Here is a 16748-nt window from a genome sequence, read left to right on the forward strand (position 1 = left end):
GGTGTTCATGGCGCGGTGGAACCACACTGACCCATCCCGAACTCAGAGGTGAAACGCTGTAGCGGCGACGATACTTTGGGGGCAGCCCCACGGGACAATAGCTCGATGCCAGGGCAATAATCAAACACAGAAAAGAGAGAGGAGCATGCCTAAGCGCTCCTCTCTCTTTTCTGTGTTTCGGGTATGGTATACCTGATTTGTACGTTGTTTCTCTCTGTTGACGGTCACTTTAAATCTCTTACTTCGAGCTACTTGTTTTCTGGTACTGAAACAAATAACTGCAATTGTGATATGGTGCTTCAAATTAAAAGCTTTTCATAAGTTGCATGAAATTCTTTGCTCTTGCCGGAGTAGGTCTTTTGGTCTCTGGATTCGCTTTAACGATCGCTGGTTGTAATTTTGTTAACTCAAGCTCTGAGTCTTCAACCTCAACAACCTCAACATTTAAAAGCCAATCAGCTACTTTGACCATATCAGCGGCGGCTAGCCTTACAAATGTAATGGAAGAAGTAAGGTTGCTTTGGCAGAAAGAAAACCCAGAAAATTTTTTAACTTTTAACTTTGGTTCTTCCGGATCCTTGCAGGCTCAGATTGAGCAAGGTGCTCCTGTCGATATTTTTGTATCTGCTGCAACCAAGCAGATGGATGTTTTGCAGAAGCAAGGATTGCTACTAAGCAGTACTCGGAAAAACTTCTTAACAAATCAAGTGGCTTTGATTGAGCCGAAAAATGTGTCGGCTTTGAAAGATTTCAACGACCTCAAGAATGGAAGTGTTAAACGTTTAGCGATCGCAGATCCTGAGAGTGTACCAGCTGGAATGTATGCCCAAGAAGTTTTGACTTGGCTGAGAATTCTTGAATTAGTTAAACCAAAATTAGTTTTAGCGAAAGATGTAAGACAAGTTTTGAGCTATGTAGAAACGGGAAATGTGGATGCTGGAATAGTTTACTTGACAGATGCTAAAACGTCGAGAAAAGTTAGGATCGTAGCGATCGCGCCTGAACAGTCTCATTCTGCCGTTAGTTATTCTGTAGCAGTGTTGAAAGATAGCAAAAATGTAACTGCTGCTCAAGAATTTGTACAGTTTTTATCCAGTCCACAGGCTAAAGCTGTATTTCAAAAGCATGGATTTGGCATTGCCAGCAATTGATGTTTTTATTGCAGGAGATAAAGGCATCATGACATGGCGTTTGACTGGTCTCCTCTGGAGATTTCTCTAAAGACTGCTGCTGCTGCTACTACGATTGCTGGTTGCTTGGGGACAGTAGTAGCCCGTTGGATGTTTAGTTACCCAAGCAGGGCAAAACCCTGGTTTGATGGTGTACTGACGCTGCCTTTGGTTTTACCACCTACTGTCGTTGGTTTCTTGTTGCTGCTGCTATTTGGTAAGCATGGGCCGATAGGTCAAGTTCTACAACCTCTGGGTTTGAACGTGATTTTTTCCTGGTCTGCAACTGTAATTGCGGCTACTGTGGTCTCGTTTCCTTTGATGTACCGAACTGCACTAGGTGCTTTCGAGCAAATTGATTCTGATCTGATTCAAGCAGCACAGACTCTTGGGGCTTCAGAGTGGGGGATCTTTTGGCGGGTACTATTGCCTTTGGCTTGGCCAGGCATGATAGCGGGCAGCATTTTGACCTTTGCACGCGCGCTAGGAGAGTTCGGTGCCACTTTGATGTTGGCAGGCAACATTCCTGGAGAAACTCAAACGATTCCTACCGCTATTTTCTTTGCAGTCGAGCAAGGGAACAGGTCTCAGGCTCTAGTTTGGGTAGTAGTGGTGGTAGTGATCGCGCTAGTGACCATTGCTAACCTAAATTACTGGTCTCACTATCGACATCGGTTCAGGCAACAGCAAACAGTCCAACCACAAGGGCATTCCGCCAACATAACTACTCATTTGGCCAAGGGTGCTACACGACCCACTGTAGAAGCAAAAACTGCATCCTTGAAACCGGAACTAGGGATCGCCATCTCCAAGCAGTTAGCTAACTTCTCGCTCAAAGTTAGCTGTACAGCTGATCAAAAACCACTAGGACTCTTAGGAGCTTCAGGTTCTGGCAAGAGCTTGACTCTGCGCTGTATTGCTGGCCTAGAGACGCCATCGAGTGGGTGTATTGTATTGAATGGCCGAGTGTTATTTGACTCAGAGCGGGGCATTAATCTTCCTAGTCGGCAGCGGCAGGTTGGCTTTCTATTCCAAAATTACGCGCTTTTTCCTCACCTGACAGTTGGACAAAATATCGCCTTTGGGCTGTATACATTGCCTGCAAGCGAACGTGCGGATAGAGTGGCTCGGCTGCTCAGTGTGATGCAACTACAAGGGTTAGAACGCCGATATCCGCAGCAACTGTCGGGAGGTCAGCAGCAGCGAGTCGCCTTGGCTAGAGCCTTGGCGATCGAACCGCAGATTTTGCTTTTAGATGAGCCTTTTTCGGCGTTGGATACTCATCTGCGCAGTCAATTAGAGAAGCAATTACAGGAGATTTTAGCAAGTTATCCAGGGATTACTTTGTTTGTAACCCACAACTTAGAAGAAGCTTACCGGATTTGCCAAAATCTAATGATCCTAGCTGCTGGACAGGTTGTGGCTTCTGGCCCTAAAGCAGAAGTCGTGGAACGGCCAACTAAATTTGTGGTGGCTCAGCTAACGGGTTGCAAAAACTTTTCCCAAGCGGAAATAGTTGAAACACAACTGATTCGAGCCGTCAATTGGAATTGCCTGCTAAGGGTTGTGGAGCCGATTCCATCTGACTTATCTCTGGTTGGTATCCGAGCTCACCACATTATATTTACCAATGCTCCTGAGCAGAGCAATTCCGCGATCGCTCCGGATAGCAGTAACACTTTCCCTTGTTGGTTAGTTCAAACCAGTGAAACGCTACACCGAACGACGCTCTACTTGAAGCTGCATGCGGCTCCCAGCGATGACCAGGACTATCATTTACAAGCAGAGGTGTTCAAAGAAAAATGGTCTTCACTTAAAGAGCAGCCCTTGCCTTGGTACATCCATTTAGACCCTTTGCGACTATTTTTAATGACGGGGTAAGCCGCATTAGTTACAACGTGGAGGCAATGTGTAACGGTTGTGCCATTTCCAAGTGGAGCGTCATGATGATGCTACAGCCCTAAATTCCGCGCTCTACAATGACTCCTGACGAAATAACCAATGCCTTGACGAACTTGTTTGGCGCTTTAGCTCAAAGGTTAGAGCCAGAAGCCTGGCAAATCGAAACCACAAACTTCCGCCTCCTAGTTTTGCTGTCCGAAGACCACACTTGGTTAAGAGTGCTCCTGCCGATCGCCCCTGCACAAGAAGCGCAAGCTTTTATGCCACAACTGCTAGAAGCTAATTTTGATGCCACTCAAGAAACCCGTTATGCCCTGCACCAAGATGTTTTGTGGGGGGTGTTTCAGCATCGTCTAGAAAGTTTGGCGATCGCAGACCTAACAGCAGCGATTCAGCGTTTGCAGTCCCTGCATGAACAAGGTTTAGCCAAACCTTTCAATGACCTAGTAGAAGTCCAAATTCGCCAAATTATTCATGTCGCCAAACTCCAAGGACAGTCATTAGAAGCGACTTTGCAAACGTTAAATCGTTTCTATGAGGAAGGATTAATGGGAGATTTGGAGCAGGGAGCTAGTAGCCGCGAAGAAGTACTCGCAGCTTGGAAGCGTCAATTAGAGCGTTTGTGGCCTGAGGTCGAGTCTTAATGGATATTGTGCAGGTTCTACGTGAGGACTATGAGCGGTTTCCTGTGAACCAAACCTATAGCATCTATGCAGAAAAAGTCTTTTTTCAAGATCCGCTCAATCGTTTTCAAGGGGTAGAGCGCTACAAGCAAATGATTGTTTTTCTAGAGCGATGGTTTGCGGACCTCAAAATGGATCTGCATGATATTCAGCAGAACGGCAACTCGATTAGAACCGAGTGGACGCTGAAGTGGCGATCGCCCCTACCTTGGCAACCCAGGATTGCTATTACAGGTTGGAGTGAGTTGCAACTTGATGCCACCGGGTTAATTGTGTCCCATGTGGATCATTGGCATTGCTCCCGCTGGGATGTTTTAAGGCAGTATTTCTGGGCAAGGGATGAAGCATGAATATGTGCTTTTAGCACCTCGATAGAGCGGCGTGAAGTTAGGGTTTTACCCGGATTTTTGGGGCAGGCAGAGTAGTGTCTAATTAAGGTTTAGCGAACACAACCTGCTAGGAACAACCTTGGAAACGGTTGGTCTAAAGATTGCAGTGGCAGAGTTGGGATCTGCCTTTTGTGTGATTTGTAACACCTGACAAATCTTTTGGTATCGGTTACATCTAGCCACAGTGCCTTTGTCCTGCAAAAATATGACGTTGATTTGCCGGGAGCATCACCTGGGCTCTCAAGCTGCCAAAAATTTCTCTCACGGACTTGGAATTATTAACTTTCGCTTCCGTTTCGCTATTGGTCTGCCCTTAGGATTGATGACGCTGCTGTGGTCCCATTCAGCGATCGCGCAGGACTTGAGCCATTCTCCACAATCGCTAGCGTCTGGGGCAGGATTGTTAGCGCTTAACTCTAGAGAAGCACAATCATCTGAGCCAGTTTGTCAAACCGATGACAATCTCAGAACGTCAACTCAGCTAACTACTTGGATGGGGAATTTGGTTAAAGCTTCCACCTGGGTTGGTGATCCGGAAGTTGGTTTAAGTCATTTAATTCAGGGCTTAGGACCGCAACTGGTAAGCTATCTCAATCCTAGCCCTTGGCCACAGATCAGCGATCGCGCTCAACAGGCCAGAGTCCCCGTGATCATGTATCACGATATTCTGCCAGAAAAGCAAGTTTTCTTTGACGTAACGCCGGAAGAGTTTGAGCAACACCTGCAACTGATTCAAGAGCGTGGGCTAACCCCGATTAGTCTCGATCAGCTAACCACGCATCTACGAACTGGGTTGCCTTTACCAGAAAAGCCCATTTTATTAACCTTCGATGATGGCTACAAGGGACACTATGAACACGTTTACCCCTTACTCAAAAAATACGGCTACCCAGCGGTATTCTCTATCTATACTGCCAAGGTTGGTAAAAAGCTGGGGCGCTCTAGCCTGAATTGGGAAGAGTTGCGACAAATGGCTGCCGATCCCTTAGTCACGATCGCGGCTCATAGTGTGACTCATCCGCCAGATCTCACCAAACTCACAGATGATCATTTGCAAACAGAAGTAGCCGAGTCGAAACGGCTTTTAGAAGCTGAATTAGGCATGCCGATTCGTTACTTCACTTACCCAGAAGGAAAGTACGATGCCCGAGTCGCTAAAGTGGTTCAGGACGCGGGTTACTTAGCAGCATTCACAATGGATGATGTGGATGAGCGCTTTGCAGGTGAATCCGAGAGCTTGTTGGCGATCGCTCGCTTTGGACAGTCTCGCCTCCCCGATATTGTAGATCAAGCTTGGGGTGGATCTCCCCTGCCCAGGTGGAATCTGGGATTTGATTTTTCTGCGCCAGTGCAACTCACCGAAACAACAATTGACGAGACACCTTTCCGGTTAATTTCCGGAGGTAAACCGATCACGATTCATGCCAAGAGTCGTTACCAGGTTCAAGAAATCCTAGAAGGAACTCAGGCGATCGCGGCAGTAGATGGCGGGTTCTTCTCCCTCAGGTACTTGGACTCCAACGTGATGATCGGCCCTGTCATGAGTCAAAGTAACGGGCAATTCGTCCCAGGAAATCACAGCGACAATCCCAGGCTGAAGGGACGGCCACTAGTGGTAATGGGTCCTCAAGCGGCTAAGTTTATTCCCTTTAACCCAGACAAGCACAACAGTTTAGAGGGGGTGCAAGCAGAATTAGCAGGTGTGACAGATGCTTTTGTCGCGGCGGCTTGGCTAGTGAAGAATAGCCAACCTCAACCTGCTAGTACTTTCAATAGCTTGTTCGATTTTGATGCCGTGCGTCATCGAGCCTTCTGGGGCATCAATCAAACCGGGCAACCCACCATCGGAGTTTCAGTAGAGCCAATTGACTCGGTTTCTTTAGGAATTGCGTTGGTAAAGGCAGGCTTTCGCGATGCAGTGATGCTAGACTCTGGTGCCAGCACTTCACTCGCTTACAAAGGTGAATCGCTGGTGGGATATATTCCTCGCCCTGTGCCTCATGTGGTCGCACTCGTACCCTCTGACGCAGAAGCTAAAGCAGCTTGTACACTGGCATCTCGATAATTGATGGGCGATCGCCTGAACCTTTCCATAAAAAAGCTGGATAGCATTAAAGACTACCCAGCTTTTTTAGTTAAGAGTCGAACCTGTTAATTAAACAGTGACAGCTTTCTTGGTAGCGCCACCCAGTTCGCCTTTGGCATACTTAGCAGCAAAATCATCCAGAGAAACAGGCTTGATCTTGCTAGCTTGACCCGCAGCACTAAAGGCTTGGTAGCGCTCAGCACAAACGTTTTGCATGTACTTGATGGAAGGCTTGAGGAAGTGACGAGGATCGAACTCCTCAGGCTTGGAAGCTAGTGCTTCACGGACCGCAGCAGTGATCGCCAAGCGGTTGTCGGTGTCAATGTTGACTTTACGCACACCGCTCTTGATACCCTTTTGAATTTCTTCGAGGGGTACACCGTAGGTTTCAGGAATCTTACCGCCGTACTGGTTGATCAGCGCAATTAGATCTTCAGGTACAGAGGAAGAACCGTGCATGACCAAGTGGGTGTTGGGAAGGCGACGGTGGATTTCTTCGATGCGGCTGATGGCGAGGATTTCACCAGTAGGCTTGCGGGTGAACTTGTAAGCACCGTGGCTGGTCCCGATCGCAACTGCGAGGGCATCAACGCCAGTTTGCTCCACGAAGTCTACTGCTTCATCAGGGTCGGTCAAGAGTTGGTCATGGGAGAGGGTGCCCTCAAAACCATGTCCATCTTCTTTGTCACCTTGGCCAGTTTCTAGAGAGCCGAGGCAACCCAATTCACCTTCAACGCTGACGCCGATTGCGTGAGCAACTTCTACCACTCGGCGAGTTACTTCAACGTTGTACTCGTAGCTGGAAGGGGTTTTAGCATCAGCTTCCAGAGAGCCGTCCATCATGACGCTAGTAAAACCATGACTCATGGCTGAGTAGCAAGTCGCAGGGCTATTGCCATGATCTTGGTGCATTGCGATAGGAATATCAGGATAGGTCTCTACCGCAGCCAAAATCAGGTGGCGTAGGAAGGCTTCTCCAGCATATTTACGAGCGCCACGAGAGGCTTGCAAAATCACAGGGCTATCGGTTTCATGGGCAGCCTGCATGATGGCTTGAATCTGCTCCATGTTGTTAACGTTGTAGGCGGGAATGCCGTAACCGTTTTCAGCCGCGTGATCCAACAACAGCCGCATGGGTACGAGCGCCATAGAGAGTCCTCCTAATTACTTCGTCGTTAGCTAGCTAGTTTTAGACGAGCTCAATTCTTACGTTAATCTTAAGATACTTTGTGCTTGTAAATAGAGGAAGTATCTCAAGATTCACCTTGAACCCTTTTTACTAGGTCTATAAGATTTGTTTATCTTTCTTTTTATGGGTCGCCCGGGACTCGAACCCGGAACAAATCGGTTAAAAGCCGAGTACTCTACCATTGAGTTAGCGACCCGTTCAGTTGCGCCTGTCCCAGCGCCGTTTACAACAATAACACAGCCTTCCTGAATTTAGAAGATATTTACCAAGAAAAACGTAAATTTCTTCAGATTATTTTTAGATTGCCTGCCTAGCTTGAGATGCAGCGCTGAAACTACAGAAATTTAGCCGTGAGTTGAACCGTTGTATCTAAAGTCGCACCGGGGGCTAACTGGGTCAGGCGATTGCCCGTATTCAAGGCATTGCGTCCCGCAGTCCAGGGCTCTAGGCAATAGAACTCTTTGCCTTTTACTGTCCAGAAGACCACGGTGGAGTAGGGTGACTCGTAGCTGAGCGTCAAATGCACCCCCTGGCTGCGATCGCTGGCGCTGGCTGAGCGGTGCGAGAGCTCCCGGAACGCTACATCAATTTCATCGCGCTCAAAATCGAACTGGTTGCTGAAGGATTCGACGGCTTGCGATCGCTGATCGAGCAAGTCGGTGGCAGGAATATCGAACTGGAGCTGAGTTTTATCTGAGGTTACAAAGTAAGGATGTAGACCTACCGAGAAAGGCATGGGTTCATTAGAGCGATTCTCAAACCGCTGATGAATCTCTAGGGTATGCCCTTGCAATTTGTAGGTGAAGGCGACTTGAAACTGGAAGGGATACGCCGCTAGGGTTTGCTCATTGCTCTGTAACACCAGAGTCAGGCTGGCTAAATCTTGCGTTTCTTGTTCTGTTACTTGCCAAGGTAAGTCACGAGCGAAGCCATGCTGTTTGAGCGTGTAGGTTTGGCCGTTGTTGTTGTAGGTGTTGTTGGGCAGATTGCCGCAAATCGGAAACAAGATGGGGATACCACCCCGCACCGTCAGTTCAGGATTGGCGAATCGTTCAGCATCCAGATACAGCAGCTCTTGGCCTTGCACTTGCCAGCTGGTAACAATGCCACCCCGCTCAGGCACAATTTCTAAGTGAGAGTTGGTGGCTTGGTCAGAGAGTAGATAGGTTATGTATTGCCGCTGTTCAGTTGCGATCGCAAACACAGTGATTGACTCCTTGGGTTGGAATGAGATCTCGCTCAGCTCTGCAAAGCTACTCTGAGCGCTCCGCGAATGGGTTGGCTAGAGGCGTTTCTGGTTGCTGGTGGCGACTTGCTGCTGTTGATAGAACTTGAGAAGGAGCAGCAGTAGAAGTAGGGAGGGCGATCGCCGGAGCTTGATGTTCTAGGAGAGCAATGTGCTCGCGAGGATGCTGTTTAGGATGTGAGGGTGGCTCGAATGGTTTTGGCTCAGATGGTTCTGCCTGAGGCAATACAGGTTCCGGGGAAGAATTTCCTTGCTCCGAATCTGGCGCTGCGGTTGGAGCAGTTGGAACTGTCTCAGCAGGATTGGTAATGAACGGCTCCAAGCGATCGCTGGGTGCAGTCGTGGGTGCAATTGATGGCTCAGCTTCCAGGGGTGTGGAATCTTCTGGAGAGGTGGTGAAGGGTTCCAGATTGTTGTTAGGCGGAGCCGATGGGAGTGAGGGTTCCGCGTTTTCAGGAATAGAGGTATCGTCCGCAGGTGCCTCTACAGGCTCAGTGAAGGGTTCTAAACTCTCGTTTAGGGTTGGACTAGGTGCGGGTGTCTGATTCAGAGGACTAGAAGTATCACCGTTTAATGGCTGAGAAGGATCACCCTCTAGGGGCGACGACTCAAAGGGTTCAGTGCTGTTTTCAGGCTCTGTAAAGGGTTCTGGCTCGGGTTGAGAGTTGAGAGGAGCACTAGGGTCAGGAGATGTATCATCGCTAGGGACAAGCTCGTCAGGCGGTTCTGATGGGTCTGGTGTCAGCGGTTGCCAATAATCATCTGGTTCCTGACGGTGTGGGTAAGTATAGCCATCCTCAGGCTCAGAGTTCAGCTCTGATGGCTCAGATTCGGTCGGTTCAAGCTCCGCTGGCTCAGATTCAGATGGCTCCGAATCTAGGGATGGGTTGGACCTGTATGGCTCGAAAGCATCTGGCTCAAAAGGTGCAGGCGCAGTGGAGTCATCAGGCCAAGCATCGGTTGAGTCTGGAGAGGGGGCAGCGGTCGGTTGAGAGGGTAAGGATTGCCAGTTGTCGGCGGGTTCTGGATTAGAGAAGCTAGGGCTTGGCTCTGAGCCGGGGAAAGCAGGAGCGCTATTACTGGGTGCAGTATCGGGTGCGAAAGGTTGTGAGTTGAGTGGAGTAGCAGGGTTGCTGGGTCGCTCATCTGGTGAAGCAGGTAGGTCGTCAGGAGCTGAGTCTGGTGCAGTAATAAAAGAGTCAGGTGACGTTGTCTCAGGTGTAGATTGTGGCGACGGAGCAAGATTTGTCGTATCTGGGTTGGGAGATGGTTCGCTGAAAACCTCTGACTCTCCTGGCTCAACCACTTCAGAACTACGGGCATCAAGAATAACGGAGGACGGCATCGGTTGAGCAAAGAGGCTCGATCGCTCACGAATTTGATTAAGGATTTGCTCACCGCGATCGCCAGACACAATTCGGGGTTGATACTGCGTCACCTCAACTGGCAAAAATTCTACCTTCATTTGCTTGTCTCGCAAGGCAACTTTTAGCACCGCCGTATCGTAGTCGCTGCGGGAATTGCCGCCAAAAATGAAGTTACCTAGCGAATAGACGATCGGTCGTCCCTTATAAATTTCTGCTCCTTGGAGGACATGGGGATGGTGCCCCACAACCAGATCAGCGCCTTTATCAATGGTGTGATGTGCTAGCTGAATCTGCATATCCACGGGATACTCAGCTAATTCCTCGCCCCAGTGATAATTCACGACGATCCAATCAACCTGCTTACGAATGGCTCGAATATCCTCGGCGATGCGATCGTTGCGAGTAGGATTGGTGCCAGCAACATCTATATCTGCCGCATGAAGGTCTGCATCGTAATAGCCGAGATAAGCAATGCGCTGCCCCTTCACTTCTAAGATTTCTGGACGACGAGCTTCTTTAATATCTCGACCCGCCCCAATGTGATGAATGCCCGCCTGCTCTAGCGTTTCTAGCGTTTCTATCAACCCCGATGCTTCGTAGTCCATCGCGTGATTGTTAGCCAGAGTCACAATGTCGATGCCGCCATCCGTCAATACTTCTACCGACTCTGGGTCAGCCTTGAAGTTAAATTGCTTATCTGGCAGTGGCGTGGTGGCGCGAGTTAAAGGATTTTCGAGATTCACCATCGCTACGTCTGCTTGGCGATACTCCTTCATGTCGGCGAAGGCCCAATTGTAGTCTTGACCAACTAAATCCTCGAAGGCATCAGATAGGGTGACATCCCCCCCAAACATCAAGGTGACGGCTGGGTCATCAGGATTGAGTAGGTTTTGGTGCTGCACCACTGGAACTGTTTCCAAGGCAGCACGGATCGCATTCGGTCGGTTGGGTTCAGACCTCGTGAGTGTGGCTTCGGGGGTGCGACCGTTGGCAGAGGCGATCGTTGGCTCGGTAGGAGTTTCGTTATAGCTGAGCAGACAACCCAAGACAAACGCTGCTACAGCAGAACCACTGAGCAAGAGAGAACGAGCTAGTTTCAGATAAACACGCTGGTCTAGCAGTTGTTTGACAGATATGGATTGAGTCGCTGCTTGAGAGCGGTTGGGGGGCTGACGGGGGCGCTTTTGGCGTCTGCTGGATGTGGCTAAGCGAACAGATTGCTGCCAGAGAGTTTGACTTTCATCTGCGAAGCGAGCCGCAATCCTGACTCCTTCGATAAAGTCTAAGTTGAGCTGGCAGAGACGATGGCAAATGAAGCGGACTAAGCGATCGCGCTCTGGAATGCGATCGAACTCGACGGTAATGTGTAGGCAGTTGGAGCGAGTGGGTCGAATGGAGGCGTAGACCCCTTGAGGAACTAAGTAGCTATTCAGCCAATAGGCGATCGCTCGAACATTACCTTCTCGTGCTAACTCCAGCACGGAAGGTTGAGATACACGATTAGAATAAGCCATCCTCTTCACTCCTCAACATCAACTGCCACCGTTACTTCCCGTTGCACCCACAAATTGGCAGATGATTGACCCTATCTTATCGGCATTAAATCATTAATTACTCGGACGGGAAACCTATTTATACCTTTAATCCAGAATAGTTAGCCCCGATAGAACATATGGTTCACGCTATTTTGGCTTCATAGATGCAGCCTGCACTTCCTAGTTAATGTTAGTTGTCAGTGATAGCAATCACAAGCTTATAACGTTTAGGGTCACAGGTTATAGTCGATCTCAATCAACTGTTAGAACTCGAAAATACCTGATAGTAAGGGTGGCAGTAAAACAGTCAGGATAATTCGTAGCTATGATCCATACGCTCGTACAATCTGCTTTCCAGACAGGCTGTCTCAGCGTGGCATCTGAGGGGTTAATCCGCCAAGTATTGTCAATTGGAGGCTATAAAGCTGCCGATTTAGAGGTGTTAGAAAAGTTATACAGTGCCGTGGATGCTGGAGTCATTAAGCGAGAAGCTCCTGGAGCCGTTGAGATGCCATTGCAACGTCTGCGATCTGTGGCACAACGGAGATAACTCTCGACTGAGACACGAGCTAGTAGGGAATAAAGTTTTAATTTGTGGCTAAAGTTATGGTGAAGAAGACTCTGGCTTAGGGATTCATGAACCTAAAATTCATAGGATTAAACTGCTATTGGACGACTAAGCAATCCTAATTTTGATCTAAATCAAAACAGAATTTTTATCCGATCTTGACCACAATCTTTCCCATGACCCAACAGACACCAAGCTCCTCAATCAGGGGCTTATTTTTTTAGTTACGAGTTTTCAGTTTTTGTTGCCTCTGTTCCCAAGCTCGTAGAATATGGGCCATCGTTACCTTAATCTCCAACGAATCTGCGGCTGCGTAAAAAGTCGCAGCTTGGGCGATCGCGCGAATTTCACCTCCATTTAGAGGCAGCTTGTGAGCTAGAAACTCCCAATCAATGCTGGAGTCGAGGCCGATCGTGCCTGGAAAAACTTGATGCCATAACTTCAAGCGATCGCCTGGCGTGGGGAGCGGGAATTCTAAAATTTGGTCAATTTCCTGTCGCCAGTGCCAACGCACCGATTGCAACAGCGGCACACTGAATAAGGTGATGCCTCGCTGCTGCTGACGTTGATGAATCAGTTGATGCAGGTCTGTGGTCGCTAAGGAAGCAGAACGTCCCAGCCAGAGCGGTGCCGACTTAATCAGCAATACCGTGGGGCTGTGTTCATGAATTTCCTGAAGCAACCTGGGAAACTCGGCGGGCGGCACCAAGGCTAGGTCAGTCCAGAACAGAGAAGTTTTTAATTGTTGAGCGATCGCCGCTGCTGCCATAGTTTTGCCTGTACCCGCCGCTCCTACCAAAATCGCCACGGTTCCAGGTAGCGGGGGAGGGGTAGAGCAGCTAGGTTTTAAATCGCTCCAAACTGCTTGCACCTCGGACCACAGCTCTACCCGTTGCCCTAAATGCTGCAAGGTTGCCAAAAGCGATCGCGGCAAAATCAGTTGCGTCCAGTCAGGTGTGGCTTTTTCTTCACGCAGGTAACGGGGCAGGAGAACGTGAGTATGAGGAAGAGGGTGCAGCTGAGGAAGCTGAGCAGGTTGAACTAAAACCTCTAAAGTTTGCGGCTGGGGTTGCTCAGCCAATAAATAATTCACCAAGTCGTCACTCAACTTCAGCCGCCGAGTGAGGAAGGTTTCCTCGCCACAAGCCACCATTTGCAGCAAACCCTGCTGAATTAAGCCAGAGTTTGCAGTCAGGTAAGCCCGACCCGTTTGCCATTCCTGGTCATTACGACACAGCAACCGCAACACCAAATCGACGGTGGGTAAATCAGGGCAGCCACAGGTGCTCGAAAACTCAACCGAAACTCGTGCTGCTGAGCTGGATTCGTGGCTTTGGAGATAGCTGTAGAGCTTAGCGTAGCGACGATTAATTTCTGGAGCCAAGCTAAACAGAACTAAGTTCTTTTCAAAGGCGGTGAGCTTGAGGCGATCGCGCAACTGAGGTAAACCTAGGGCCACACCCTGCTGTAAACTAGCCTGAATTCGCGCCTCCATCTGCTGCTGATAGCTGGTTGCAGTACCACTGCGATGGGTAGGACGCAGACGAGTTTCATCATAACCAGTCGTACCGTCTAAGGCGACTAAACCTTTCCACCAGTGGCTTGTGGCTCGATCAGCCCGTGACTGCGCCACTCGATCTACTGTTTTTTGCTCTTGACGCTGTCGAGCGATCGCCACACTCAAGGTGCGATCGAGCCAAGTCAGTTCTGCTTTCAGGTAGGCCCAGTTATTCTGAAACACCTCTGCTGGATCACTCATGCTTCATCACCCGGATGAATTCCAGGGGTAAACCATCGGCATCGGCAATGAAAGCAACCTCATAAACGCGATCGCCAATCATTTGTTGGTTGGGTTCCAGTAGCACCTTCAGGGGTGAGATCTGCTCAGGTTGGAACTCAGCCGCCTCAGCAAATTTGGCTTGCAAATCCTCTAGCCACTTGGGCAAATCCGTAGTGGTATCGGTGAGGTCAAAAGAAAGGTGATAGTACCCGGTGTAGTGCTCGTCGTTAAAAGCATCAGCGACGGGACGCGGCTCTGGAATTTGAATCAATTCAATCCGTCCGCTCAAGCCTGACATCCAGCAAGCCAGCGTGTAGCCCGTGGTGAATCGTTCATTGACCACAAACCCTAACTGCTCGTAAAACGCGATCGCCCGATGGATATTGGCAGTCCGAATAGATGCGTGATGCATGGATGATGAAGTTCAGCGCCCAGAGCCGTTAGCGAAAGTAGGTTACAGCTCCGGATGGATTACTCAAATAAACGAAAATACGGATACCGAACAGGGGCACCCGGTTCTTTTTCTAGATCGAAGTTAATTACGTCCCAGCAGGGATCTTCTTCTGACGTCGGGCTAAATTCTACAGGTAGGCCGTAAAGCCGAGGTTTGGCTGAATCTGTCTGACCCCGCCAAGGAGTGCTGCGCTCTAGATAAGCACTGATTAAGTCTTTATAGCGTTGGGCAATGATGACGCGAGTCGCCCGATAGCCCTGAGTGTAAAGCCGATCTAGCGCTTCATGAATTTCAAAGCGAATGCCGTCTGGATGCGTGTGCTGGCGATACCACTCGTTGTTCCATTGTCGCCAATGCCGCCCTGACTGCAAGTGAACCAGTTCGCCTGTTTGTGGATCTGATTCAAAGGCACCGTGCCTCTGACACAAATAAGTATCTGTCAGGGTTAGAGCCGGAATGGTTTGGCGGCAGTGCGGGCACTGAATCTCCGGACCAAAAATTGGATACTGTAAGCCATGAGTCATCATGAAGTGCGGATCTGCATGGTGTTTCTGTGTCAGTGCCAGTTGTTTTATTATAACTAGGGAAGTTCTGCCCTCGATGTCAATTCTATGGGCATTCTGCTGATACTCTGGGCACAATTTTGAGTGATTTCAACCCATCTCCTCTAATTTCGGCTTCTTATTGGCCTGCACCGGATCTTTCTCAAGCTGCATTTGTGGCTCCGGGGGCGACGGTCATGGGTAATGTGGCGATCGCCGCTGGTGCCAGTATTTGGTTTGGTGCAGTGGTGCGGGCTGATGTCGAGCGCATTGAAATTGGCATCTGTACCAATGTTCAAGATGGAGCCATATTACACGGTGATCCAGGTAAGCCCACCATCTTAGAAGACTACGTCACCATTGGACATCGAGCTGTAATCCATAGCGCTCATATTGAGCAAGGTTGCTTAATTGGCATCGGGGCGATCGTGCTGGATGGCGTGCGCGTAGGGGCAGGCAGCATTGTGGGGGCGGGTTCGGTCGTAACCAAAGATGTACCTCCGCGATCGCTTGTGGTGGGAGTTCCGGCGAAACGGTTGCGCGAACTCGCAGATGAAGAGGTGGCAGACTTAATTGAGCATGCCCGGCGTTACGAAAAGTTAGCCTTGGTTCATGCAGGCAAAGGCACCGATCTTGGCTTCACCCAAACGCACGCTTAAGCATGCTTGTAGATGCCCTCAATCGATCGCTAAAAATAAGCCGAAAGCCTGAGAAATTGCGATCGCTGTGAAAAAGCGCCCGTTTGGATAAATAATACAATTATGAGAGCTATTCAAAAATCTTTAATCTCTGGTTAGAAGAGGAGATCGGGATATGGACTTGGATTATCGCGTGGTGGTGGTTTTGCTGCCAGTCATTTTGGCTGGAAGCTGGGCAGCGTTCAATATTGCCAAGGCTGCCTTGGCTCAAATTCAGGGGTTTCTGGCCAAGTAACCACACTATAGGGCTGAATTATTTCAGTTCACATGATGCAACAAACGACTGTAATCCTTTGCGGAAACACAGTCGTTTTTGTTTTGGCGCTATGTTCTAGGGCAATAAGTTAGAGCAATGCGATCGCTGGATTTTTGTAGGGCTGTGGCTTTAATCGAGTTTTTGCTCGGTTGTTTCAGACCATGCCAGCGGGTTGAAGGAAGTGTCGTAGTCGTAGACATCAATGTGCTCAGTCTGCTTGAGAAAGTTCACCACTATGTAGGTTAAAGGGGTGGCGATCGCCTCGTAAGCCGTTTTGATCAGCCATTGAGTAACGATCGCTGAAATCATCTGGCTAGCTGCGATCGTGCCGACAAAGGCTACTGTGACGAAAATTAGCGAATCCAACCCCTGCCCGACAATCGTGGAACCAATGGTTCGCATCCAAAGCCATCTTCCCTGAGTCGCCACTTTCAACTTGGCTAACACGAAGGAATTGACAAACTCCCCCACCAAATAGGCTAGAAACGAAGCCAGCAGCAATCGAGGTGTATTGCCCAGAATCCGCTCGTAAGCCGCTTGTCCATCCCAAAACGGTGCAGGAGGAAGCTGTTGGCCGAGCCAAATGGCAAGCACGGCAATTAAGTTGCACAGAAACCCCAACCAGATTGCTAGACGAGCCTGCCGATACCCATACACTTCAGTGAGCACATCCCCACAGATGTAGCTAATCGGAAAAATCACGATTGCCGCAGTTACGACCTGGCCTTGCAGGCTCACCAGCTTGGTCGCGACAATGTTGGACACAATTAGGCAGGTTACGAATAGAACCACCACGAGCAAGAACCATCCAGAGTAGCGAGCGGAGGGAGGGGGCGATGCTGAGGGGGAATTGCGAGAAGGCTGCTTCGGCATGGTGCTGTTGC

The 16748-nt window shown here is 49.3% G+C and carries 15 protein-coding genes, 1 tRNA gene and 1 rRNA gene; 9 read left to right on the plus strand and 8 right to left on the minus strand.

Annotation, left to right across the window (positions count from 1 at the left end; translation table 11 throughout):
- From rrf to H6F68_RS15895, 6 genes are all read left to right on the plus strand, one after another.
- Positions 1–114: ribosomal RNA gene (gene rrf / locus H6F68_RS15870) — 5S ribosomal RNA — on the plus strand; the annotation flags it as partial.
- Between the two features lie 212 nt (positions 115–326).
- The gene (gene modA / locus H6F68_RS15875) at positions 327–1151 is read left to right on the plus strand and encodes a molybdate ABC transporter substrate-binding protein (protein WP_190560445.1); all 825 of its coding nucleotides are present in this window, start codon (positions 327–329) and stop codon (positions 1149–1151) included.
- 33 nt (positions 1152–1184) lie between these two features.
- A complete protein-coding gene (gene modB, locus H6F68_RS15880) occupies positions 1185–3050 on the plus strand; it encodes a molybdate ABC transporter permease subunit (RefSeq protein WP_190560447.1) in 1866 nt (621 codons plus the stop codon).
- 98 nt (positions 3051–3148) lie between these two features.
- On the plus strand, positions 3149–3715 hold the full coding sequence (locus H6F68_RS15885; protein ID WP_190560449.1) for a hypothetical protein: 567 nt from the start codon (positions 3149–3151) through the stop codon (positions 3713–3715).
- Positions 3715–4104 (plus strand): DUF2358 domain-containing protein, encoded by a 390-nt coding sequence (locus tag H6F68_RS15890; protein ID WP_190560451.1) that lies wholly within the window; start codon positions 3715–3717, stop codon positions 4102–4104. Before H6F68_RS15885 ends, H6F68_RS15890 begins: the two co-directional genes overlap by 1 nt.
- A gap of 244 nt (positions 4105–4348) precedes the next feature.
- On the plus strand, positions 4349–6208 hold the full coding sequence (locus tag H6F68_RS15895; protein ID WP_242065530.1) for a polysaccharide deacetylase family protein: 1860 nt from the start codon (positions 4349–4351) through the stop codon (positions 6206–6208).
- 90 nt (positions 6209–6298) lie between these two features.
- Here the strand turns inward: H6F68_RS15895 and fba are convergent, their stop codons facing one another.
- From fba to H6F68_RS15915, 4 genes are all read right to left on the minus strand, one after another.
- Positions 6299–7378, minus strand: coding sequence for a class II fructose-bisphosphate aldolase (gene fba / locus H6F68_RS15900; RefSeq protein ID WP_190432357.1), 1080 nt, complete (start codon positions 7376–7378; stop codon positions 6299–6301).
- A gap of 164 nt (positions 7379–7542) precedes the next feature.
- A tRNA-Lys gene (locus H6F68_RS15905) sits at positions 7543–7614 on the minus strand.
- Between the two features lie 138 nt (positions 7615–7752).
- On the minus strand, positions 7753–8622 hold the full coding sequence (locus tag H6F68_RS15910; protein WP_190560453.1) for an aldose epimerase: 870 nt from the start codon (positions 8620–8622) through the stop codon (positions 7753–7755).
- 49 nt (positions 8623–8671) lie between these two features.
- Entirely contained in the window at positions 8672–11545 is a 2874-nt protein-coding gene (locus tag H6F68_RS15915; RefSeq protein WP_190560454.1) for a CapA family protein, read from the minus strand.
- A gap of 346 nt (positions 11546–11891) precedes the next feature.
- Here H6F68_RS15915 and H6F68_RS15920 point away from each other — a divergent pair, with 346 nt between their 5' ends.
- On the plus strand, positions 11892–12116 hold the full coding sequence (locus tag H6F68_RS15920) for a hypothetical protein (RefSeq protein WP_190432362.1): 225 nt from the start codon (positions 11892–11894) through the stop codon (positions 12114–12116).
- 238 nt (positions 12117–12354) lie between these two features.
- On the opposite strand, the gene H6F68_RS15925 is transcribed toward H6F68_RS15920, so the two are convergent.
- From H6F68_RS15925 to H6F68_RS15935, 3 genes are read right to left on the minus strand one after another with little or no spacing between them, the layout of a single operon-like run.
- On the minus strand, positions 12355–13893 hold the full coding sequence (locus tag H6F68_RS15925) for an AAA family ATPase (RefSeq protein WP_190560456.1): 1539 nt from the start codon (positions 13891–13893) through the stop codon (positions 12355–12357).
- On the minus strand, positions 13886–14326 hold the full coding sequence (locus tag H6F68_RS15930; protein ID WP_190560458.1) for a VOC family protein: 441 nt from the start codon (positions 14324–14326) through the stop codon (positions 13886–13888). The genes H6F68_RS15925 and H6F68_RS15930 overlap by 8 nt, the downstream gene beginning before the upstream one ends.
- Positions 14327–14385: 59 nt before the next feature.
- A complete protein-coding gene (locus H6F68_RS15935) occupies positions 14386–14895 on the minus strand; it encodes a TIGR02652 family protein (RefSeq protein ID WP_190550260.1) in 510 nt (169 codons plus the stop codon).
- 116 nt (positions 14896–15011) lie between these two features.
- Here H6F68_RS15935 and H6F68_RS15940 point away from each other — a divergent pair, with 116 nt between their 5' ends.
- Together H6F68_RS15940 and H6F68_RS15945 are read left to right on the plus strand one after the other, a co-directional pair.
- Positions 15012–15569 carry a gamma carbonic anhydrase family protein gene (locus tag H6F68_RS15940; RefSeq protein ID WP_190560460.1) on the plus strand — a complete coding sequence of 186 codons (558 nt, stop codon included), beginning with the start codon at positions 15012–15014 and terminating at the stop codon, positions 15567–15569.
- A 154-nt stretch (positions 15570–15723) separates the two neighbouring features.
- Positions 15724–15843, plus strand: coding sequence for a photosystem II protein Y (locus H6F68_RS15945; RefSeq protein WP_190432371.1), 120 nt, complete (start codon positions 15724–15726; stop codon positions 15841–15843).
- A gap of 150 nt (positions 15844–15993) precedes the next feature.
- Here the strand turns inward: H6F68_RS15945 and H6F68_RS15950 are convergent, their stop codons facing one another.
- Positions 15994–16737: a queuosine precursor transporter gene (locus H6F68_RS15950; protein WP_190560461.1), complete on the minus strand. Its 744-nt coding sequence runs from the start codon at positions 16735–16737 to the stop codon at positions 15994–15996.
- Positions 16738–16748 lie beyond the last annotated feature (11 nt).

Source organism: Trichocoleus sp. FACHB-262 (genome assembly GCF_014696035.1).
Lineage (GTDB): Bacteria > Cyanobacteriota > Cyanobacteriia > FACHB-46 > FACHB-46 > Trichocoleus.